The 20,543-nt window shown below is 67.2% G+C and carries 19 protein-coding genes; 10 read left to right on the top strand and 9 right to left on the bottom strand.

The annotated features are described in order from the left end of the window. Nucleotides 1-258: 258 nt before the first annotated feature. The gene (locus QE379_RS18900; RefSeq protein WP_307002843.1) at nucleotides 259-855 is read right to left on the bottom strand and encodes a ribonuclease HII; all 597 of its coding nucleotides are present in this window, start codon (nucleotides 853-855) and stop codon (nucleotides 259-261) included. Nucleotides 856-1,027: 172 nt separating this feature from the next. Then, on the bottom strand, nucleotides 1,028-1,855 hold the full coding sequence (gene thiD / locus QE379_RS18895) for a bifunctional hydroxymethylpyrimidine kinase/phosphomethylpyrimidine kinase (protein WP_307002842.1): 828 nt from the start codon (nucleotides 1,853-1,855) through the stop codon (nucleotides 1,028-1,030). A 558-nt stretch (nucleotides 1,856-2,413) separates the two neighbouring features. On the opposite strand from thiD, the gene QE379_RS18890 reads away from it, so the two are divergent. Continuing rightward, complete coding sequence (locus QE379_RS18890) at nucleotides 2,414-3,298, top strand: bestrophin family protein (protein WP_307002841.1); 885 nt, start codon at nucleotides 2,414-2,416, stop codon at nucleotides 3,296-3,298. A gap of 15 nt (nucleotides 3,299-3,313) precedes the next feature. Here the strand turns inward: QE379_RS18890 and QE379_RS18885 are convergent, their stop codons facing one another. Continuing rightward, the gene (locus QE379_RS18885) at nucleotides 3,314-4,735 is read right to left on the bottom strand and encodes a sigma-54 dependent transcriptional regulator (RefSeq protein ID WP_307002840.1); all 1,422 of its coding nucleotides are present in this window, start codon (nucleotides 4,733-4,735) and stop codon (nucleotides 3,314-3,316) included. A gap of 248 nt (nucleotides 4,736-4,983) precedes the next feature. Between QE379_RS18885 and QE379_RS18880 the strand changes: the two genes are divergently transcribed. The 6 genes from QE379_RS18880 (at nucleotide 4,984) to QE379_RS18855 (ending at nucleotide 9,605) form a co-directional block, all read left to right on the top strand. Continuing rightward, nucleotides 4,984-5,118, top strand: coding sequence for an aa3-type cytochrome c oxidase subunit IV (locus QE379_RS18880; protein ID WP_307002839.1), 135 nt, complete (start codon nucleotides 4,984-4,986; stop codon nucleotides 5,116-5,118). Nucleotides 5,119-5,128: 10 nt separating this feature from the next. Beyond that, entirely contained in the window at nucleotides 5,129-6,250 is a 1,122-nt protein-coding gene (locus QE379_RS18875; RefSeq protein ID WP_307003303.1) for an NAD(P) transhydrogenase subunit alpha, read from the top strand. A 59-nt stretch (nucleotides 6,251-6,309) separates the two neighbouring features. Beyond that, on the top strand, nucleotides 6,310-6,705 hold the full coding sequence (locus tag QE379_RS18870; RefSeq protein WP_307002838.1) for an endonuclease domain-containing protein: 396 nt from the start codon (nucleotides 6,310-6,312) through the stop codon (nucleotides 6,703-6,705). A 2-nt stretch (nucleotides 6,706-6,707) separates the two neighbouring features. Further along, nucleotides 6,708-7,007 (top strand): proton-translocating transhydrogenase family protein, encoded by a 300-nt coding sequence (locus QE379_RS18865; RefSeq protein WP_307002837.1) that lies wholly within the window; start codon nucleotides 6,708-6,710, stop codon nucleotides 7,005-7,007. Nucleotides 7,008-7,027: 20 nt separating this feature from the next. Further along, nucleotides 7,028-8,539, top strand: coding sequence for an NAD(P)(+) transhydrogenase (Re/Si-specific) subunit beta (locus tag QE379_RS18860; RefSeq protein WP_373461877.1), 1,512 nt, complete (start codon nucleotides 7,028-7,030; stop codon nucleotides 8,537-8,539). A gap of 145 nt (nucleotides 8,540-8,684) precedes the next feature. Beyond that, complete coding sequence (locus tag QE379_RS18855; RefSeq protein WP_307002836.1) at nucleotides 8,685-9,605, top strand: MarR family winged helix-turn-helix transcriptional regulator; 921 nt, start codon at nucleotides 8,685-8,687, stop codon at nucleotides 9,603-9,605. 47 nt (nucleotides 9,606-9,652) lie between these two features. Here the strand turns inward: QE379_RS18855 and QE379_RS18850 are convergent, their stop codons facing one another. Both QE379_RS18850 and dapF read right to left on the bottom strand, forming a co-directional pair. Next, nucleotides 9,653-10,477: an oxygenase MpaB family protein gene (locus tag QE379_RS18850; RefSeq protein WP_307002835.1), complete on the bottom strand. Its 825-nt coding sequence runs from the start codon at nucleotides 10,475-10,477 to the stop codon at nucleotides 9,653-9,655. 184 nt (nucleotides 10,478-10,661) lie between these two features. Continuing rightward, nucleotides 10,662-11,597 (bottom strand): diaminopimelate epimerase, encoded by a 936-nt coding sequence (gene dapF, locus QE379_RS18845; protein WP_307002834.1) that lies wholly within the window; start codon nucleotides 11,595-11,597, stop codon nucleotides 10,662-10,664. A 106-nt stretch (nucleotides 11,598-11,703) separates the two neighbouring features. Between dapF and QE379_RS18840 the strand changes: the two genes are divergently transcribed. The 3 genes from QE379_RS18840 (at nucleotide 11,704) to QE379_RS18830 (ending at nucleotide 13,764) form a co-directional block, all read left to right on the top strand. Continuing rightward, nucleotides 11,704-12,267 (top strand): helix-turn-helix domain-containing protein, encoded by a 564-nt coding sequence (locus tag QE379_RS18840; RefSeq protein WP_307002833.1) that lies wholly within the window; start codon nucleotides 11,704-11,706, stop codon nucleotides 12,265-12,267. Further along, a complete protein-coding gene (locus QE379_RS18835; protein ID WP_307002832.1) occupies nucleotides 12,264-13,049 on the top strand; it encodes a glutaminyl-peptide cyclotransferase in 786 nt (261 codons plus the stop codon). Before QE379_RS18840 ends, QE379_RS18835 begins: the two co-directional genes overlap by 4 nt. A gap of 223 nt (nucleotides 13,050-13,272) precedes the next feature. Next, nucleotides 13,273-13,764: an Rrf2 family transcriptional regulator gene (locus tag QE379_RS18830; RefSeq protein ID WP_307002831.1), complete on the top strand. Its 492-nt coding sequence runs from the start codon at nucleotides 13,273-13,275 to the stop codon at nucleotides 13,762-13,764. Here QE379_RS18830 and QE379_RS18825 read toward each other — a convergent pair. From QE379_RS18825 to QE379_RS18810, 4 genes are all read right to left on the bottom strand, one after another. Further along, on the bottom strand, nucleotides 13,702-14,913 hold the full coding sequence (locus QE379_RS18825; RefSeq protein ID WP_307002830.1) for a DUF1501 domain-containing protein: 1,212 nt from the start codon (nucleotides 14,911-14,913) through the stop codon (nucleotides 13,702-13,704). The genes QE379_RS18830 and QE379_RS18825 overlap by 63 nt on opposite strands. A gap of 9 nt (nucleotides 14,914-14,922) precedes the next feature. Next, nucleotides 14,923-16,434: a DUF1800 domain-containing protein gene (locus QE379_RS18820; protein ID WP_307002829.1), complete on the bottom strand. Its 1,512-nt coding sequence runs from the start codon at nucleotides 16,432-16,434 to the stop codon at nucleotides 14,923-14,925. Between the two features lie 293 nt (nucleotides 16,435-16,727). Continuing rightward, nucleotides 16,728-17,822, bottom strand: coding sequence for a phosphatidylinositol-specific phospholipase C1-like protein (locus QE379_RS18815; RefSeq protein WP_307002828.1), 1,095 nt, complete (start codon nucleotides 17,820-17,822; stop codon nucleotides 16,728-16,730). Continuing rightward, the gene (locus QE379_RS18810) at nucleotides 17,822-20,464 is read right to left on the bottom strand and encodes a TonB-dependent receptor (RefSeq protein WP_307002827.1); all 2,643 of its coding nucleotides are present in this window, start codon (nucleotides 20,462-20,464) and stop codon (nucleotides 17,822-17,824) included. Before QE379_RS18810 ends, QE379_RS18815 begins: the two co-directional genes overlap by 1 nt. Between the last annotated feature and the right edge of the window lie 79 nt (nucleotides 20,465-20,543).

Here is a 20,543-nt window from a genome sequence, read left to right as displayed (position 1 = left end):
CGCGCGACTCGCGGGAATCCGCCAGATTCGGCCGCGTGTTGCGGTCATGTGGCAGATATTGGGGTTGTGGATAACTTCGCCCCCAACAAGTGGGGGGTGTGGTGAGGGCGACTCAATCCGCCGCTAAATCCTCCCCAAGCTTGCTTGGGGAGGGGGACCATTGCATCAGCAATGGTGGAGGGGCGGAGCCGGACCGGCCATGCCCCTCCACCACGGCCTTCGGCCGCGGTCCCCCTCCCCATCAAAGATGGGGAGGATTCAGAGGTCCAGGTAACATTGCGCCACGGGCGCGAAGCTGCGGCGGTGGAGCGGCGTGGGGCCATGTTCGCGCAGCGCCGCCAGATGCGTCGCCGAGCCATAACCCTTGTTGCTGTGCCAGCCATAAGCGGGCCACTCCTGGGCCGCCGCGATCATCATCTCGTCGCGAACATGCTTGGCGACGATCGAGGCGGCCCCGATCGCCAGCGACTTGGCGTCGCCACCGACGATCGGGGTCGCGGCATAACCCCATTTGGGCAGGCGGTTGCCGTCGACCAGCACATGCGCCGGGTGACACCCCAGCCTATCCACCACCGCATCGACCGCCAGCGTCATCGCCTTCATCGTCGCCCAATAGATGTTGAGCCGGTCGATCTCCTCCGGGTGGACGATGCCGACCCCGACCACCGCACAGCCGCGGATTTCGGCGCACAGCCGCGCGCGGGTCTTCTCGGTCAGCTTCTTGGAATCGTTGATGCCCTGGGGGCAATCGCGCTCCGGCAGGATGACGGCGGCGGCGACCACCGGCCCCGCCAGCGGCCCGCGCCCCGCCTCATCCACGCCGCATAAGGGTGTGGGAAAACCGATGTCGACCATGGTGGGCGGCTTTATCGTGGAGGGTGCGCGCCGACAAGATTCCTCCCCGGCACGGGGAGGGGGACCATGCGCAGCATGGTGGAGGGGGCGTTCCACAACAGGCATCCTATGCGGAAGCCCCCCTCCGTCAGCCCTTCGGGCTGCCACCTCCCCACGAGTGGGGAGGATCGGATCACCCCCAACGCGCGGCGAAGGCGGCGGCGTCCCAGCCTTCGCGGCTGATCGCGGCGAGCAGGTGATAGAAGGGGACCATCCCCATCGCATGTCCCATCGGCCCATGGCCCCGGCCCAGCCCCGGTGCGGCGGCGAGTACGGCCTGGACGAAGGCGATGGCGCGGTCCACCGCATCGGCCAGCGTCATGCCCTGGCCCAACCCCGTCGCGATCGCGCTCGCCAGCGTGCAGCCGGTGCCATGGGTCGAGCGGGTGTCGAGCCGGGGATGCTGCCAGCGCTGTTCGCCCTGCGATTCCACCAGCCGGTCCTCGATCACCGGCCCCTCGCCGTGCCCGCCCTTGACGAGCAACGCGCGCGTCTGGGGCCGGACCATCGCCTCGCCACCCAGCGCCGCGAGTTCGGGCAGATTGGGCGTGGACAAGGTCGCCAGCGCCAGGAAGCGGCGAAAGGCGGCGATGACGTCGTCGTCCGCCAGGACCGAGCCGCTGGTCGCGATCATCACCGGATCGAACACCACCGGCAGGTCCAGCGCCTCCAGCCTGTCGGCCAGCGCATGGGCGGTCTGCGCCGATCCGATCATCCCGATCTTGACCGCGTCCGCGCCAATATCGGCCAGCACGCTGTCGATCTGCGCCATCACCATATCGGTCGGCACGGGATGCTTCGCCTGCACGCCCAGCGTGTTCTGCGCGGTGATCGCGGTGATCGCGGTCATCGGGTGACCGCCCAGCATCGCCACCGTCTTGATATCCGCCTGAATCCCCGCGCCGCCCCCGGAATCGGAACCGGCGACGATCAGGATGCGGGGCGGGGTAGGCGTGGTCATGGATTCGCCATGCCTGTCGTGGCGGAAGCGGGCAAGCGGTCACACGCGCGGCCCAATCGCCTGCAAACCCGCTCCTGCTCCTGATGATCAGGTCGGATCGACATTCAGATATGCCCTTCTTTTCCCTCGCCCCTCCTAGAGGGGAGAGGGTTGCGCAGACTTGGTCTTTGCGAAAGCAAAGGCTTAGTCGGAGCTGGGTGAGGGGTGAGCGCGCGGAGCGCGCGCGAGCCTGTGGCTCGCTCAACCCCTCACCCAAGCTGCGCTAGCCAGCAGGCTGGCAAGCTCCGCTAACCCTCTCCCCTGTCCAGGGGAGAGGGAAGAAGTCATCGCAGAATGTCGATCGGCCCTGGGAAAGCGCGAGGATAGAAATACTTGGCCGATCATCGTCCTGCGCCCTGCGCGCCCGGTTTCAGGGCATCTTCGTAATGTTTCGTTTCCCGGCGCATCCGGGGCTTTTCTCGCTGCACCGCACTATTATTTCGGGCGCGCATCCAATCGAAGATTTGGGGCGTTGCTGCGCCCTGGAACATTTGCCGGACCGCATGAGGGAGACCTGATTTGATCGTCGATGCCGTACCCCGTACCCGCATCATCATCGCAGAAGTCTGGCGCCCCTTACTGGCGCTGTTCATCTGGGACGTGATCGTCACGATCGCCTATTACGTGCTGCCGTTCAAGGCGCCCTCGCTGCCGCTGACCCTGTTCGGCACCGCGCTGGCGCTGTTCCTGGGGTTCCGCACCAATTCGGCCTATCAGCGCTGGTGGGAGGGGCGGCAGCTCTGGGGCCTGATGATCAACGCCTCGCGCAATATCGCGCGTAGCGCCCGCAACTTCCTGCCCGATCCCGAGGGGCATGATCTGAAACGCTCGATCGTGCTGCGCCAGATCGCCTATGTGAACGCGCTGCGCTGCCAGCTGCGCAAGCAGCCGGTCGATGGCGAAGTGCTGCGCTTCCTGTCGCAGGGCGAGGCGGAGCCCGCGCTCCGGCGGACCAACACCGCCAACGGCCTGCTCGACGGTACGGGTCGCCGGATCGCCGACGCGCAGAAAAAGGGGTGGATCGACACCATCCAGCAGACCCAGATGGAGGCCGTGCTGGTCGACATCGCCAATTCGCAGGGCGGCATGGAGCGGTTGAAGAACACGCCGCTGCCCAACCAGTATCGCTTCATCCCGGCCTTCTTCACCCGGCTGTTCTGCGTGCTGTTGCCGATCGGTCTGGTCGAGACGCTGGGCTTCGCGACTCCGGTCGGCTCGTCGATCGCGGGGCTGATGTTCCTGGCGGCGCTCCAGATCGGCGACGACCTGGTCGATCCCTTCTCCGACACGGTCCACGACCTGCCGCTGAGCGCGATGTGCCGGACGATCGAGATCGACCTGCTCCAGTCGATCGGCGATCCCGCGCCCGAACCGATGAAGCCGGTCGACGGGGTGCTCTGGTAACGGTGGCCCCGGCGATCAGGCCGCGTTGTCGATGCCCAGTTCGCCCAGTTTGCGATAGAGCGTCGACCGTCCGATCCCCAGTCGCCTGGCCACTTCGGTCATGCGCCCGCGATAATGGCTGATCGCCAGTCGGATGACGTCGGCCTCGATATCCTCCAGCGGGCGCAGATTGCCGTCGGGACGAAACAGGTTGATCCCGCCGCTATGCGTCGCCCCCACCGTCGCGCTGCCGACCGAGGGGCGGTCGCCCAGCGATGCGATCTGCGGGAAATCGGCGGGGGTCAGGGCATCGCCCTCGCACAGCACGGCGGCGCGGAAGAGCGCGTTCTGCAACTGGCGGACATTGCCCGGCCAGTCATAGCGGCGCAGCAGGTCCAGCGCGTCGTCGGTGATGTCCAGCGCGCGCAGGCCCGGCTGTTGCGCGATCCGGCCCAGCAGGTGGCGGGTCAGCGCGGGAATGTCCTCCGCCCGGTCGCGCAGCGCGGGCACCGCGACATGGACGACGTTGAGCTTGTAATACAGGTCTTCGCGGAACCGCCCCGCCTCGACCGCTTCCAGCAGGCGGCCATCGGTCGCGGCGATGATGCGCACATCGACCTCGCGCGCATGGCGACCGCCCAGCGGGACGATGGTGCCGGTCTGCAACATGTCGAACAGCCGCGCCTGGGTTTCGGGCGGCATGCCCGAGACTTCGTCGAGGAACAGGGTCGATCCGTCCGCCTCGACCATCTTGCCGATCCGCCGTTCGAAGGCACCGGCGAAGGCGCCCTCCTCATGGCCGAAGATGATGCTGTCGAGCAGATTGGTCGCGGTCGCGGCGCAGTTGACCCGGATCATCGCCCGTTCCGCGCGGGGGGAGGCGACGTGGATCGCCTCGGCCAGCGATTCCTTGCCCACGCCGCCCTCGCCCTCGATCAGCACGGCCACCCGTGCCCGGGCGGCCTTGGCCGCGATGGCCAGCGCCGCGCGGAATGCAGGTGCGTCGCCGACGATTTCGTCAAAGGCGAGGAGGGCGGGAATCTTCTCGGTCAGCGGGCGAAGCTCGCCGCTGGTCTGGCCCGCGACACAGGCCTCCAGCGCGGCGAGCAGCCGTTCGGGGGCCAGCGGCTTGACCAGGAAATCGGTCGCCCCCGCGCGCATCGCCGCCACCGCGCCCTCCACCGACTCGTTGGCGGTCAGCATCAGGATGGGGAGTTCGGGACGCAGCCTGTGGCAATCGGCGATCAACTGGGTCGCATCGGCCCCCGGTGCCCAGTGATCGATCAATACCGCATCGAGTTCGCGCCCTTGTGCCGAACCCAGGACGGAGGCCGCCATGTCCGCATCGGTGGCAAACAGGGTGCGCCAGCCGCCACGCTGCGCCAACGCTGCGATCAGCCGCCGCTGCGCAGGTTCGTCGTCGATCAGCAGCAGCAAACGTTGACCGTTGCGCGTCATATCTCGTCCCATAACCCCTGTTTGCGGCGCTATAGCGCAACAATGTTAAAATCTGCCTTAAATCGGGACAGTGATGGGCCCGTATGATTAAAGATGTCTTTCTATCCCCTGAACTGCCCGATTGTGCGCGATTCGGGGTTTGGAGTCGAACGTTTCGGGGTTGATCCCTCTGCCCCGGTGAATAAGCTTGGATACAAGGTCATGATGGCGGGACCGACCGCCACGGGCCGATAGCGGAGGTGAGGATCATGGCGGCCAATGACACCGGCACCGGCGGGATGAAGGCGCATGTCGCCACCTACGGATTGCTGATCAACATGCTCAAATGGGGATCGGTGGTCGTCGCCCTGTTGGTGGCGATCGTCCTCTGGCTGATCGCCTGACGCCATGGGCGTGCGCATCGCGGCGCTACGCGAAACGACGTCCGGCGAAGCCCGCGTCGCCGCCACGCCGGAGACGGTGCGCAAGCTGATCGCATTGGGCGCGACGCTGGCGGTCGAGCGCGGCGCCGGGGCGGGCGCGGGGATCGCCGACGCCGACTATGAACAGGCCGGCGCGCATGTCGGCGCGCGGGCCGAGGTGCTGGCGGGCGCGGAGATCGTACTGGCGGTGCAGGCCCCGGATGCCGACACGCTGTCGGGGGCGGCGTCGGGGGCCTGGGTGGTCGCGGCGTTCGATCCCTTTCGACGTGGCGAGGCGGTGGCGGCCTATGCGGGGGCGGGGCTGGAGGCGCTGGCGATGGACTGGATGCCGCGTATCACCCGCGCCCAGTCGATGGACATCCTCTCGTCCCAGTCGAACCTGGCCGGGTACAAGGCGGTGTTGGAGGCGGCGAACGCCTATGGCCGTGCCTTTCCGATGATGATGACGGCGGCGGGCACCATCCCGGCGGCGCGCGTCTTCGTGATGGGCGTGGGGGTGGCCGGGCTCCAGGCGATCGCGACCGCGCGGCGGCTGGGGGCGCAGGTCTCGGCCACCGATGTCCGCTCCGCCACGCGGGAGCAGATCCAGTCGCTGGGGGCCAAGCCGGTCTTCGTCGAAGGTGTCGAGGGCATCGAGGGCGAAGGCGCGGGCGGCTATGCCGGGGAGACGAGCGAGGAGTATCGCCGCGCGCAGGCGGAACTGGTCGCCGGGCATATCGCCAAGCAGGATATCGTCATCACCACCGCGCTGATCCCCGGCCGCCCCGCGCCGCGCCTGGTGACCGATGCACAAGTCGCGACGATGCGCCCCGGCAGCGTGATCGTCGACCTGGCGGTGGAGGCCGGCGGCAATGTCGAGGGCGCGGTGGCGGGCGAGCTCGTCCAGCGCCACGGCGTCACGATCATCGGCCATCGCAACATGGCGGGCCGCCTGGCGGCGGACGCCTCGGCGCTGTTCGCGCGCAATTTGCACAATTTCCTCGCGGCCTTCTGGGACAAGGAGGCCGGGCGGCCGGTGCTGGACGCCGAGATCGGCGACGCGATCCGGCTGACGCGGGGCGGGCAGGTGGTGAACCCGAGGTTGGCGTCGTGACGATCCTCCCCGGAACGGGGAGGGGGACCGGCGAAGCCGGTGGAGGGGGCGTGCGGCAAATGCCACGGCCCGAAGTTGCGCTGGCTCGCAAACTTCGGCGGACCATGACTTTGCCGGAAGTCATGCTTTGGCAGCAGCTTCGCGGTTCACCCGCCGGCCTACGCTTCCGGCGGCAGCATCCCATCGGATGTTATGTCGCCGATTTTTTCTGTGCAAAGGCGCGACTGATCGTCGAAGTCGATGGCGCCATCCACGGCATTGAGACGCGCCCCAAGCGCGACACCGCGCGAGACCGATATTTGAACGACAACGGGTACAGGGTCATCCGGATCGGAGCCGCTGAAATCCTGCGCGATGCCGGGGCGGTTGCCGCTTCGATCGTCTCGCTGGCGGCGGCCCCCCTCCACCACTCGCCTGCGGCGAGCGGTCCCCCTCCCCGTGCCGGGGAGGAGTGATCATGGACTTCATAGCGATCCTGTCGATCTTCGTGCTGGCGTGTTTCGTCGGCTATTATGTCGTCTGGTCGGTGACGCCCGCGCTGCACACGCCGTTGATGGCGGTGACCAACGCCATCTCCTCGGTCATCATCGTCGGCGCGCTGATCGCGGCGGCGGCGACGTCGGGCGCGACGGGATCGGGGGTGGCCAAATGGCTGGGGCTGGGCGCGGTGGTGCTGGCCAGCGTCAACATCTTCGGCGGCTTTGCGGTGACGCAGCGGATGCTCGCCATGTACCGCAAGAAGGAGAAGCGCTCGTGATCGCACCCGTGCCACCCGCGCTGTCCACCGGGACCATCGGCGGGGTGAATGCGCTCCCCGCCAGCCCCTGGGTTTCGCTCGCCTATCTGGTCGCGGGGGTGTGCTTCATCCTGGCGCTGCGTGGGCTGTCGAGCCCGACGACCAGCCAGCGGGGCAACCGCTTTGGCATGGCGGGCATGGCTATCGCGGTCATCACCACCCTGGTCACGCACGTGCCCTTTGGTCTGCCGGAGGGGAGCCGCAATTTCGACGATCAAGGCGTCGACTGGATCGCGATCGCGGAAATCCTCGCCGCCATCGGTCTGGGCGCAGCTATAGGTATCACCACCGCGCGCCGTATCGCGATGACCGCCATGCCGCAGCTTGTCGCCGCCTTCCACTCGCTGGTCGGCCTCGCGGCGGTCGCGGTCGCCTGCGCCGCGTTCCTGAACCCGGTCGCGTTCGATATCGCCGACATGGTGGTGCCGATGATCGGCCAGCCATTCGCCAGCATCCATGTCGTCAGCCGGGTCGAGATGGCGCTGGGCGTCGCGATCGGCGCGATCACCTTTTCGGGCTCGGTCATCGCCTTCCTCAAGCTCAACGGCAATATGGGGGGAAAGCCGATCCTGCTTCCCGGCCGCCATGCGCTGAATCTCGGCATATTGGGCGCGATCGTCATCCTGGTGGCGATGTTCACGCGCGACCAGTCGCCATGGATCTTCTGGACGATCACCATATTGTCCTTCGCCATCGGCTTCCTGCTGATCGTGCCCATTGGCGGGGCGGACATGCCGGTCGTGGTGTCGATGCTGAACAGCTATTCGGGCTGGGCGGCGGCGGCGATGGGCTTCACCCTGCACAACAGCGCGATGATCATCACCGGCGCGCTGGTCGGTTCGTCGGGCGCGATCCTGTCCTACATCATGTGCCGGGCGATGAACCGCAGCTTCATCAGTGTGATCGCGGGCGGCTTCGGCGCGAGCGATGCGGGAAGCGCGGGCGGCGGCGCGGCGACCGATCGCCCGTGGAAGCGGGGCAGTGCCGAGGATGCGGCCTTCCTTATGAGCCAGGCCGAGCAGGTCGTGATCGTCCCCGGCTACGGCATGGCGGTGGCGCAGGCGCAGCATGTCCTTCGCGAGATGGGCGATCTGCTCAAGAAGGAAGGCGTCCGCGTCAAATACGCCATCCACCCGGTCGCGGGCCGTATGCCCGGCCATATGAACGTCCTGCTGGCCGAGGCGAACGTCCCCTATGACGAGGTGTTCGAGCTGGAGGACATCAACGCCGAATTCGCCCAGACCGATGTCGCCTTCGTCATCGGCGCGAACGACGTGACCAACCCCGCGGCCAAGACCGACCGCTCCTCCCCCATTTACGGCATGCCCGTGCTGGATGTGGAGAAAGCCAAGACCGTACTCTTCATCAAGCGGTCGATGGGCGGCGTCGGTTATGCCGGGGTCGATAACGAACTGTTTTATCGCGATAATACCATGATGCTGTTGGCCGATGCCAAGAAGATGGTCGAGGAAATCGTCAAAGCTCTCGGCTAAGTGTCCGATTCGGACTGACGCAGCCCCCCGAACGCCGTTCCAGTTGCTAGATCAATGGCACCGTGTGTCGTAGTGATACATACGCTGGGCCCGTGGGATCGGGGCGATCTACGGGCCTGCGATGGGAAGGCCGCAGGGGACGAGGGTGAACGGACAAGAGCTTTACGGGGGTGGGTTCGGGGTCGTGGTGATCAGCGCACCGGCGCTTTCCGCAGCGGCGAGCGATGCGGTGCAGCAGGCCGGGGGGCGGGTTCTGCGCACGATCGCATGGACATCCGTCGCCGATGAGATCGGGCAGCAGGCGGGCCGTCCGCTATTGCTGGTCGATACGCATGGGGCGGAGCCGGACGCGATGGAGATCGCGCTCGCCCGGATCGACGCGGTGGCGACCGCGCTCGACCTGCCCATCGTGGTCAGTCTGGGCACGGCGGAGATCGACCTGGTCGCCGCGATGCTGCTGGGGCCGCGCGTCGCGATGCTGTGCGACGCCAGCCAGACCGAACTGGTCGCCGCGCTCGCGGTCGCGGGGGCGAGCAACAGTGCCGCCTCGTTGCTGCACGCCCATTTCCGCGAGGGGGAGTCCGAACGCCTGCGGCGGCTGAACGCCGAGGTCGCCCGGATCGCCGAGGCGCTGGCGCGGCTGTCGGTGCAGGAGGAGGAAAGCCGGCGCGGCGGTGTCGGGGATCGGCACCAGAGTTTTCACGCGACCCCGGCCCGCGCGCAACCGGGCGACGCCGAGCTGGTGCGCCGGATGATCCGGGCCCGGCGGTTGCGTGACGGCTTCTTTGGCTCGGGACTGTTCGAGGAACCCGCCTGGGACATGCTGCTCGACCTCTACGCCGCCAGTCTGGAGGGGACGCGGGTGTCGGTTTCCAGCCTGTGCATCGCCGCCGCCGTCGCGCCCACGACCGCGCTGCGCTGGATCGGCAAGATGACCGAGGCGGGCCTGTTCGCGCGCCAGCCCGACCCGGTCGACCGCCGCCGCGCCTTCATGATGCTGACCCCCTATGCGTTGGACGGGATGCGCGGTTATCTCGACGCGATCCGGCGGCTGGGGACGCTGTAAGAGGCTGTTGGGAATTGGAAAAATAGCTAATTTCCAAAAGCTTCGGCTCAGCCCGCCAGGGCCCAGCGGATCGCGCCCCCCAACCGCCGGGTGCCCGCCCGGATCGCCGGACGGATGGCGGCGGGGCCGTCCAGCCCGTGCAATCGCGCCGCCCAGTCGGGTAGCAGGGCGATCCCGGCCTGGGTCAGCCAGGTCGCGACCGGCGCCAGCGCGGGGCTGGGGGCGGGCTGGTTGAGCAGGGTGCGCGCGACCGTGCGGGTGCGCGCATCGACGCGCAGTTCCGCCCGGATCGAATCGAGGAAGCGCGCGAGGTGATGCCGGTCCTCCGGCACGTCCCTAGCGCCCAACCGGTACGCGATCGTCGCCATCTCCGCCAGATAGCGGTCGGCTTGTGCGTCGGAGAAATCGGGATCGCGATAGGTGCGATGCGCGCGCAGGAAGCTATCCACCTCGGCGGCATGGACGAAGGTCAGCAGATGCGGGTCATTGGCGCTATAGGGCGTGCCGTCGGGCAGGGTACCGCCGACCCGGTCGTGAACCTGCCGGACGCGCGCGATCATCGCCTCCGCCGCCTCGGTCGAGCCATAGGTGGTGACCGAGATGAACCCCGCCGTCCGCCGCAGCCGCCCCGCCATGTCGCGGCGGAAATTGGAATGGTCCCACACCCCCGCCAGCGCGGCGGGGTGAAGCATCTGGATAAGCAGCGATGCGATCCCGCCCGCCATCATCGCGGTGAAATCGCCATGCACCGCCCATGTCGCCGAGCCCGGCCCGAACAGGCCGTCATCTCCCGGCGGCCGCGTCAGGTCGAGCGCGCGGGAACCGACCACGTCACGTATCTGGTCGGCGATCTGGCGGCGGACGGGAAGCATGACGGGTCAACGCTTCGCTTCCGCAATGTGTTGCGAGGGGCGGCCCATGCACTTTGACTTCGCTCAGTGCGAGCGGATGGTGGGATGATCGGTGAGAAGATAACCCAGACGGCCTGCCAAATCTTCGTTCAGCCTGAGCGCGGTTAAACGCCATGCTCCGCGCTTGCCGAACCGACAGCTTGGCTCACCCCCGCTTGGCGGCATCCCAGGCGGCGATCTCATCGGGGAAGCGCCGTTCGACCACCAGGTCGCTGGCCGTCTCGGTCGCCAGATCGACCGAGACCGAACCCGCCCATTCATAGGTGGCATTGCCCGACAGCGTGACCATTCCGTCCTGCCCCGCAAAGGCGCGGACCAGGCCGCCCCGATTGAACACCACGGTCGGGCGGTCCCAGGCGATTCGTCCGGTCAGGCAGGCGGCATAGGTGGAGGCCGCCATCGCGCTGCCGCAGCTATCGGTCAGGCCGACGCCCCGCTCGAACGTCCGAACGAACAGCGCGTCGCCGCGCAGTTCGACAAAGGACAGATTGGCGCGGTTGGGCAGCCATTCGGGCGCGGCTTCGCATATCCGGCCCAGGCGGACCAGTTCGGCCTCGTCCACCTGGTCGACGAAATGGACGAGATGGGGATTGGGCATGGTGACGGCGGTGAAGCGGCGGGTGCCGTCCAGCATGGGCAGCACCGCATCGACCAGCCGCTCCGGCGCGCCATGGATCGGCCAGGCGGCGGTGGACAGCCCCGCCGGTCCCGCCGTTTCGCGGACCGTATAGACGCCCGGCGACAGCTCGGCGTCGCGAACGGCATCGGCGTGCGAGGTCTTCAGCCGGACGGTCGCGGCGTCGATCCCCAGCGCCTCGAACCCTGCCCGCGCGACGCAGCGGACGCCGTTGAGGCAGGTTTCGGCTTCGCTGCCGTCGCTGTTGCGCATCACCATGCCGAACGCGGCGCGATCATCACCGGGGACCAGCAGGAGGATGCCATCGCTACCCACCGGCCCGGCCCGGTCGGCGAGTGCGCGTGCCACGCCCGCCCACTCCGTCTCGCTCAGGGACAGGTCGCGTGCGTCGATCATCGGGAAATCATTGCCCGATCCATGGCATTTGACGATCGCGAACCGCATGGCGATAACTCCGGCAGATGATAGGCCAGCCGCTTAGCCCAGCTGGACCGGCTTCGCCAGCCGGGCAGGAAGGATGCGACCGCGTGGATGGGAAGGGACAACGGCGATGATCACCGCGATCCGCGAGGTGCGCCGCGCCAAGGGCATGACGCTGGACGATGTCGCGCGCGCCTGTTGCCCGCCCACCACGCCGCAGACGATCGGGCGGCTGGAAATGGGAACGCGCACCGTGTCGCTGCCCTGGCTCAACCGGATCGCCGCCGCCCTGGGCTGCACCACGACCGATCTGGTGACGTTGCCGGTGCGCGAGACCCTGCCGGTCGCGGCGTTGCTGGGGCCGCGTGGGGCGGTGGCGCCGCGCAGCGCACGGGTCGTCTCGCCGCCTTGCGCGACGCCCGGGATGATGGCGGTGACGGTCACGGGTGCGATCGGCGATTACCGGGCAGGCGATGAACTCTGGTGCGAGCCGCTGGGGCCGGATAGATTCAGCCAGGCCATGAATCGCGATATCCTCGTCCCCCGCCCCGCCGGTGGCTATGTCTTCGCACGGCTTGCCGCCGTGCTGCCCGACGCGCTCCACCTGTTGCCGCTGGAGCCGGGGACGGCGGGGGTGACGGTGCCCGCGCCCGCCTGGATCGCACGGGTCGCGCGACTGGTGCGCACGCTGTGATCCGGTTCGTCCTGCCGCTGGCGCTCGTCCTGGCCCTGCCCGCCGCGGCGCAGCAGGCGGCTCCTACGCCCACGCCCGCGCCGGTCGAGAAGCCCGAACTGATCCAGGCCTATCCGCACGATACCACCGCCTTTACCGAAGGGCTGCTGATCGCGGACGGCGCGATGTACGAAAGTACGGGGCGCGAGGGGCAGAGCATCATCCGCCAGGTCGATCTCGCCACCGGCAAGACACTCCGCCAGGCGACCGTGCCCGATGGGCTGTTCGGCGAGGGGATCGTCGCCTGGGGCCCCGAATTGCGCAGCGTCACCTGGCATGGCGGTCGCGGTTTTCGCTGGACCCGTCCCGCGCTGAAGCGCACCGGCGAATGGCGCTATGACGGCGAAGGCTGGGCGATGACCGATGACGGGCATCACATCATCCTGTCCGACGGCACGCCCCGGCTGCGTTTCCTTGACCCCAGGACGATGAGGGTCGCGCGGACGCTCGACGTGACGGTCAATGGGCGGCCGCTGAAATATCTCAACGAGCTGGAATATATCGACGGGCAGATCTGGGCCAATGTCTGGATGACGCCCTATATCGTCCGGATCGATCCGGCGACCGGCACGGTGGCGGGTGTGGTCGATCTCAGCGACCTGGTGAACCGGGTCGCCCTGACCGACCGGGATTCGGTGCCCAACGGCATCGCCTATGACCGGGTGAAGCATCGTATCTATGTGACAGGCAAGAACTGGCCGGAATTGTTCGAGATCCGCCTCCCCTCCGCCAAGCCGCGCTGAACTGGCGGCGTCGGACGTCGCGAGGGCGGCGAATCCGATCCATCATGACCGAAAATTATTTGGATATGTTTCAACCCTGGAACGTTAACGAAATAAGATTATGAAAAGTAACATGGATCAGGAATTGAAAAGTCGCCATGATCCATTCATGGGGACGACGCCGATCCATGGCCGTCGCGGTTGACGCGGCCGCGCCGGGGCCGTGAACAAGGAGCGTTGAGAGTTGCCGACCAGCACCCGTTTTGTCGTCTCGCTGCATATGCTCGCCCTGATGGCCGAGCATGGCGACACGCCGCTGCGCTCCGAGGATATCGCGGTCAGCGTCAATTCCAACGCGGCGGTGGTCCGCGCGCTGCTGCTGCGGCTGGCGGCGGCGGGGTTGACCCGGTCGCAACTGGGCAATCGCGGTGGTGCTATGCTGGCCAAGTCCTCCGCCGATATCCGGCTGGTGGATGTGTATCAGGCGGTGGAGGATCGCAACTTCTTCGCCTTTCACCGCCAGCCGCCCGATGGCGAGGGGATGATCGACCGGCACATCACGGCCAGCCTGGAGACGATGCTGACCCCGGTGCGCGAGGCGCTGGAGGACAAGCTCGCCGGGCTGACGCTGGACGATGTGCTCGACGATATTCGCGGGCGTGCCGGGGTCCTGTCAGATCAGGCGCAGATCGGTCGTGCGGCTGTCGGGGAACAGCGGCGCCAGGCGGCTGGCTGACAGGCCGAACTGCCGCCCGACCAGCCCGCCGATCAGCGCGCGGTAATCGGTCAGCACGGGCAGGTCGCGATTCTGGTTGAGCGTGGCGGCGGACAGGGGGACCTGCTCCCCCGCCATCCGCCCGCCCGACACGCCGCCGCCCATCACCCAATAGATGCTGCCATGGCCGTGATCGGTCCCCCGGTCGCCATTTTCGCGGAAGGTGCGGCCGAACTCCGACACGACGACGACGGTGGTGCTGCGCCACGCCTCCGGCCCGATCGCCTGGGCGAACCCGGCCAGCCCGCGCCCCAGATCGCCGATCCGGTCGGCCAGATAACCGGTCGCGCCGCCCTGGTTCACATGGGTGTCCCAGCCGCCGACATCGACAAAGGCCAGGTTGAACCGGTCGCGCATCAACGTGCCGATCCGCTGCGCCGACAGCGCGAATCCCTTGGCAGAGACGGCACCCCGGCTGGCGGCCTTCATCTCCTGATCCAGCGTCTTGTAGACGGTGTCGCGCACGGTGAAGCCCTCGCTGACCGAACGGGCGAGGTCGGGATGCCCGGCATACATGCTCTGGATCAGCGTGGCCTGGCGCTGATCGATCGGCTTGCCGACATTGGCGAGCGCGAGATTGGGGATGGGATCGTCGCCGCCCCGGAAGCACAAAGGCAGTTGGTCGGTGAAGGCGATCGGCTTCTCGCCCGTGCCCAATATGTCGGCGAGCCGCGCCATGAAACCCGAGCCGTAATCGCGGTGCCCGCCGACCGGCTGGCCCAGCTCGATCGTGTCCTGCGTCTCGAAATGGCTGCGGCTCATATCGTCGGTCCCTGCGAAGGGGACGAAGGCGATCTGCTTCGCCTGCCAGAGGGGCAGGATCGAATCCTTCAGCGCCGGATGCAGCGCCCAATCGGCGTCGAGCGGCAGCGGGGCATCGGGGTTGGCCGGATCGGGCCGGGGCAGCGCGATGGTCGGGCGTGACTGGCGGTAGAAGTCGCTGGTGCTGGGCACCACGATGTTCACCGCGTCATAGGCCCCGCGCAGGAAGACGACCAGCAACCGGCTGCCCGCCTGCGGTGCGGCGAAGGCGCGGCCCGCCATCACCATCGGCGCCATGGCGGCGGCGCCCATCAACAGGTCGCGGCGGTGAATATGGGGATTCCTCATGCGATCCTCCTATCGGTGCATGAATTCGGGCGAGGAGAAATACAGGCTGTTCCACTCCGCCGGGGATCGCGCCTGGCCGAGCGCGGCGAGCGTCGGCTTGCCCAGCGTCGCCATGCGCGCGGCGATGACGGGCGAGTCCTTCAACAGGGGCGGCGGGGAGGGCGGCGGCGGCGCATCGGGTGCGGCGTCGGGCGACTGGAACAGCCGCGCCGCGCCGCCGCCGATCTGCCGCGCGATATCGAAGCGTGTCGCCATCTGTCCCGGCCCCGACCAGGCCGCGCTGGACAGGTCATAACCGTCGGGCGTCTCATGGTCGTACAGCCCTTCGCCCATCTGGCGCATCCAGTTGATGATTGGCTTGGCATTGGTGACGTCCCGGCCGCCATAGGCCAGCCGCACCGCCGACAGGGTATAGCCGACCGGCTCCTTGAACCCGCCGGTGGCCGCGCCGCCGAATTCGCGCGAGCGGATCATGGTGCGCAGGACCTGGGCGATGTCGCCATGGCTCTGGCGGAATTTCGCCGCCATCCGATCGACCAGCGCGGGGGGCGGCGTGTCGCCCATGAAATAGGTCGCGATCCGCAGCGACACATGATGCGCGGTCGCCGGGCTGTCGGCGATCAGGTCCAGCGCCTGCTCGACCTCGGCAAAGCCCGATCCCTTGATCTCGTGGCCCAGGAAATGCTTGGTGCCGAAATCGTGGCGGGCCGGATTGAACTCGAAGAGTCCGGCGCGCTGGTAGAGCGGCTGAAGCTCGGGTTTCAGCTTCGGCGCATCGGGTTTCTGGTCGACGCCGACGCCGGTCAGGATGCGCGCCAGCTCCTGCACGTCCTGCTGGCTGTATCCCGAGCCGACGCCCATGGAGTGCAGCTCCATGATCTCGCGCGCGTAATTCTCGTTGATCTTGCCTTTGGCGTTCTGGTCATTGTCCAGATAGCGCAGCATCGCCGGGTGGCGCAGCGTCGCCTCCAGCAGATCGCGATAGCGGCCCAGCGCATGGGCGCGGATCGTCTCTTCATAGTCCCCGACCATCGCGCGAATGTCGCGCTTGCCCGCCTGGACGTTGAAATGGTTGAACCAGAACCAGGTCATCCGCTCGCGCAACTGGTCGGGCGAATAGAGCGCGCGCAGCACGAAACGCTGCCGCGCCTCGTCGGCCAGGCCGTTGAGCGTCTTCTGATAGGCCTGACGCGCGGCCTTGCGCTGATCGGGATCGGTGATCGCCTTCAGGTCGCGCTGCATGGCGTCGGTCTCGACGACCAAGGCGGCGACCCGTTCGCGCGAGATGCGCATCGCGTCGATCTGAGCCTGCGCTGCCGGGGGCAGGGGGGCGGGCGGGTCGCTCAACTGGTGGCGCAGCCAGGCGTCGCTGCCCGGTGCGGGGCCGCCATCGGCTGCCGCCGACGGCCCCCAGCCGAGCCGCTCGGCCCAGGCGGCGTCGCGCGCTGCATCGGCGGCAGAGGCAGGCGCCGCCGCCAACAGCGCCGGAACCATCATTCCCAGACAAGCGATCCGCGCCATGATCCGCTCTCGGTGGTGCCTGTACCGACCGAACGGGCACAGGCTTCGTCGGCGCTTTCTGTGGCAGAAAGAGACTGAACCTCGGCTTGCTCGGACGTGACAAGCGCGTCAGCGGACGGCCATCAATCCTCCCCGGCACGGGCAGGGGGTGTTCGAGCGAGATTGTGCCGGGGGCACAATCTCGCTCGAACACGAAGCTGGTGGAGGGGGATCGCCGCTGGGCACATCCTGTGTGGAAGCCCCCCTCCGTCAGCGCTGCGCGCTGCCACCTCCCCGTACCGGGGAGGATTTGTTTATTCCGGCAACTCGCACCCAACGGCTCGCGTCACGGGATTGCACCGCTCCATCACCCCGCCCGGCAGGGTCACGTTGAAGCCCTTGCTCCAGCTCCGCGTCGGCGCGCCGGGGTAATAGTCGGTCGACACCGCCTGCGCGCCGCTGTCGATGGCGGCTTTTGCGCGGGCATGGTCGTTCTCGCGCGCTTCCTTCGTGTCGGCGTCGCTGCGGGTGCGGACGATGAAGCCCTGTTTCACCCATTCGCCGATCTTTGCGCCGTCGGTGCGCGGATCGCCGACGATCTCGACCGAGGCCTCGGGCTGGTCGGTGTCGTACCAGCCGAAAATGGCCCGCCCCTTCAGCGAGGGGTGACCGGCGCGGTACAGGTCGGACACGTCGCTGGGCGTATCCAGCACGAACCAGATTTTCCCGCGCGCGCTCTCTAGCGTCGGCCAGCCGTTGCTGGTCACCGCCTCGCGGAGCGTCGCCGCGTTGCCGCGCACGTCATCGGGCGTGATGATCCTGTCCGGCTTCAGAACGCTGCGAATCTCCGCATCCAACGCGTCGAGCAGCGGCGCGGTCAGGGGCAGGGGATCGGTGACGCCGGGCTTGTGGAGCGGCCGGTCGGCGGCGTTGATCGTCACCATGATCGGCAGGTGGCGCGGATGCCCGCGCGACCAGGCGTCGATCTGGCCGATGCACTGTTTGAAGGTGCCGCAGGAGCGGTAATCGACCTCCGGGATATGGAAGACCTTGAAGCCCGGCTTCATCATCGCAGGCATGTCGAAGCCGGTCTGCTCGCCCGCCGCACGCGCCATCGCCTCACCCTTGGGATGCGCGAAGCGACCGCCCTCAGGGTCGGCGAAGATGTCGATCTCCAACTGGCGCACGCCCCGGTCGAGCTGCTGCGCCAGCGTCAGATGATCGTAATCCAGCGCGGCGGCGAGTTTGGGATCCCGGCGCTCCAGCTCGGCGAAGACGGCGGGCGCGATCCGCTTCTTGTAGCTGTTGTGCGAGCCGACGACCTGAATGTCGTTCATCCGGAGCGGCTGTTGCGGCACGGGTGCGGCGGCGGTCGCAAGGACCGCCGCCAGGGTGAGGAAGACCTTCATCAGAACTCCGCCCGCACGCCGAACAGGATCGTCCGGCCATAATAGTTGATCTCGCCGAAGCGCTGCTTGCTGTCGTTATAGGTGTCCTGATGCGCACTGGCGAGGTTGATGCCCTCCAGGCTGAGCGTCAGGTTTTCCGCAGCGCGCACCGACAATTGCCCGTCGAGCGAACCGAAGGCCGCGACATAGGTGGGCGCCTGCACCGTGCTGCCCGTGCCCGACAGATATTTGTCGCGCCAGACATAGGAGAGACGCGCCGACAGCGGCCCCTTGTCGTAGAAGCCGACCAGGTTGAAGCTGTTCTTCGACAGGCCGATCAACTGGTCCTTGATGGTCCGCGAACCGGCCGTGTAATCGGCCTTCACCTCGGTATGGGTGTAGCTGCCCTGCACGCCGAAGCCGTCGAAGGGCTGGGGCAGGAAGGTGAAGACCTGGCTATAGGCCGCCTCCGCGCCATAGACCTTGGCATTGCCGCCATTGACCGAGCTGGACAGGCGTACGATGCCGCGACCCGGAATGTTGATCTCGGTGTTCGACTGGGTGATGTAGTCGTCCATCGCCTTGTAGAAGACCGCGCCCGACAGCATCCCCGAGGGGGCGAAATACCATTCCAGCGATCCGTCGAATTGCGTCGCGAGGAAGGGCACGAGCTGCGGGTTGCCGCCGCTGGCGGTCGGCGCGTCGGTCGACACGGTGATGCGCGGCGCGGTGTCGGTGACGTTGGGGCGGGTCAGCACCCGGCTGGCGGCCAGACGACCGACCAGCTTGGGCGTCAGGTCGGCGCGCAGGTTGAAGCTGGGCAGGACGTTGTTGAACGTCTTGGGGTAGCTGACCGGGGTGGCGACGCTGCCGCTGGTCAGTGTGCCGCTCGCCACCTGATCGGTATGGACATAGCGGACGCCCAGATTGCCGGTGACGGGCACCTGCCCCGCATCGAACTGGTAATCGGCGCGCAAGTACGCCGCGGCGATCTTCTCCGTCACCACGAAGGACGAACGGCGATCGCCATTGGTGATCGGCTGGGCCTGGATGGCGGGGGTGAAGAAATTGCCGACATAGGCCGCCGTCACCGGCACCAGCCAGTTGCGGAAGGCATTGCCCGACACGCCCGACAGGAAATCGTCATAGGGAAGCTGCTGATACGCGCCCGCGCCGAAATTGGTCAGCGGCTGGTTGGTCGCCGTGTCGATCAGGTAATCGCGGCGGAAATAGTCGCGCTTGCGCCAGTGATATTCGCCGCCCGCCGCCAGCTTCGACAGGAAACCGTCGAAATCACGGGCCACGTCCGCCCGCGAATAGACGTCCCAGTCCTTGCTGTCCTTCGGCGCGATATTGAATTGGAACAGCTTGTAATTGGCCGGGTTGGTGACGTCGACAGGCGTGGTGAAGGTCGGGATCGACTGATAGCCCGCCGACGCGTCATAGGTCAGCGGCGCGATGAAATACGCACGGCTGCGCACGGTGCCGGTGCGGTAATCGGGGTGATAGCTGTGCGCCGCCGACCAGTTGACATTGGCGGTGACATGCCAGCGATCGGGGTTCCAGGCCTGTTTCAGCCCGATGGTCAGCAGGTCGTGGCGGTTGAGGCTGTATTCGCGCGTGCCCATGAAGCGGACATTGTTGATCGTCGCCTTGGTGATGGTGTCGCCCACGACCGTATAGCCCGGCTGGATCTGCGCCGGGGGACCGCCCGCCGTGCCGCCGTCATCGGGATAGATATCGAGGCCGAACTCGTCATAGGCGACATCCAGCCGGGTCGCGATCACGTCCAGCGTCGTCTGCAATTCCGGGGTCGGGGCCCATTGTGCCGAGACGATGCCGGAGATGCGCTTGCGATCCTCGGTCTCGACGGTGGGGCGGGTGCGGGTCGGCGAGTAGAGACCGGTGGGCGCGCCGCCCGCCTGTGGCGAGGTGTAGCGGTTGAGCAGCCAGCCGAAATTCATGAACCGGTCGTTGCGGACCGCCTTGCCCCAATATTGCGCGCCCGCCAGGATGCCGAAGGTGCCGCTGTCATTCTTCGCGCTGGTCAGCACGGTGACGTTGGGCCGCACATCCTTGGTCTGCGTCGTATAGGTGCCGCGGATGTTGACGGTCGTCTTGTTGCCGACCTCCAGTGGGTGGAAGGTCTTGACGTCGATGTTGCCGCCCAGCGCGCCCTCGCTCATATCGGCGGTCGGAGTCTTCACCACATCGATGCTGGAGGTGAATTCGGCGGGCAGCATCTCGAAGCGGAACTGACGCCCCGCCGCGCCGCCATTCTCGATCAGGTCGTTGAGCGCGACGGTGCGACCGTTCATCAACGTGTTCTGGAATTGCGGCCCCAGGCCACGAACGCTGACATAGAGGCCTTCGCCGCGCGGGCGGGTGATCGCCACGCCGGGAACGAGTTGAAGCGCCTCGGCGACATTTTGGGTCGGGAATTTGCCGATATCGGTCGAACTGATCGAGTCTACGCCGTAGGCGGCGCGGCGCTTGGTCTCGATGCCGGCCGCCAGGCTGCGCGCATAGGTGCCGTTGACGACGATTTCGTCATTCTGCCCGTCGCTGCTCTCGGCGGTGGTGTCCTGCGCATGGGCGACCAGCGGGCCGGTCGCCAGAATGAGCGAGGCCGATGCCTTCAACAGGCTGCGGAACGTAAGCATTTGATAAATCCCCCATCGGCTGTCTTGCCGGTTCGGCGGGGGCGTTAGGTTGGCTGAGTGTCAGCTTGGCGAAAATTTG

It is taken from the genome of Sphingomonas sp. SORGH_AS_0879 (assembly GCF_030819175.1).
In the GTDB taxonomy this organism is placed as follows: Bacteria; Pseudomonadota; Alphaproteobacteria; order Sphingomonadales; family Sphingomonadaceae; genus Sphingomonas.
This window is presented reverse-complemented; position numbering and strand designations above follow the sequence as displayed.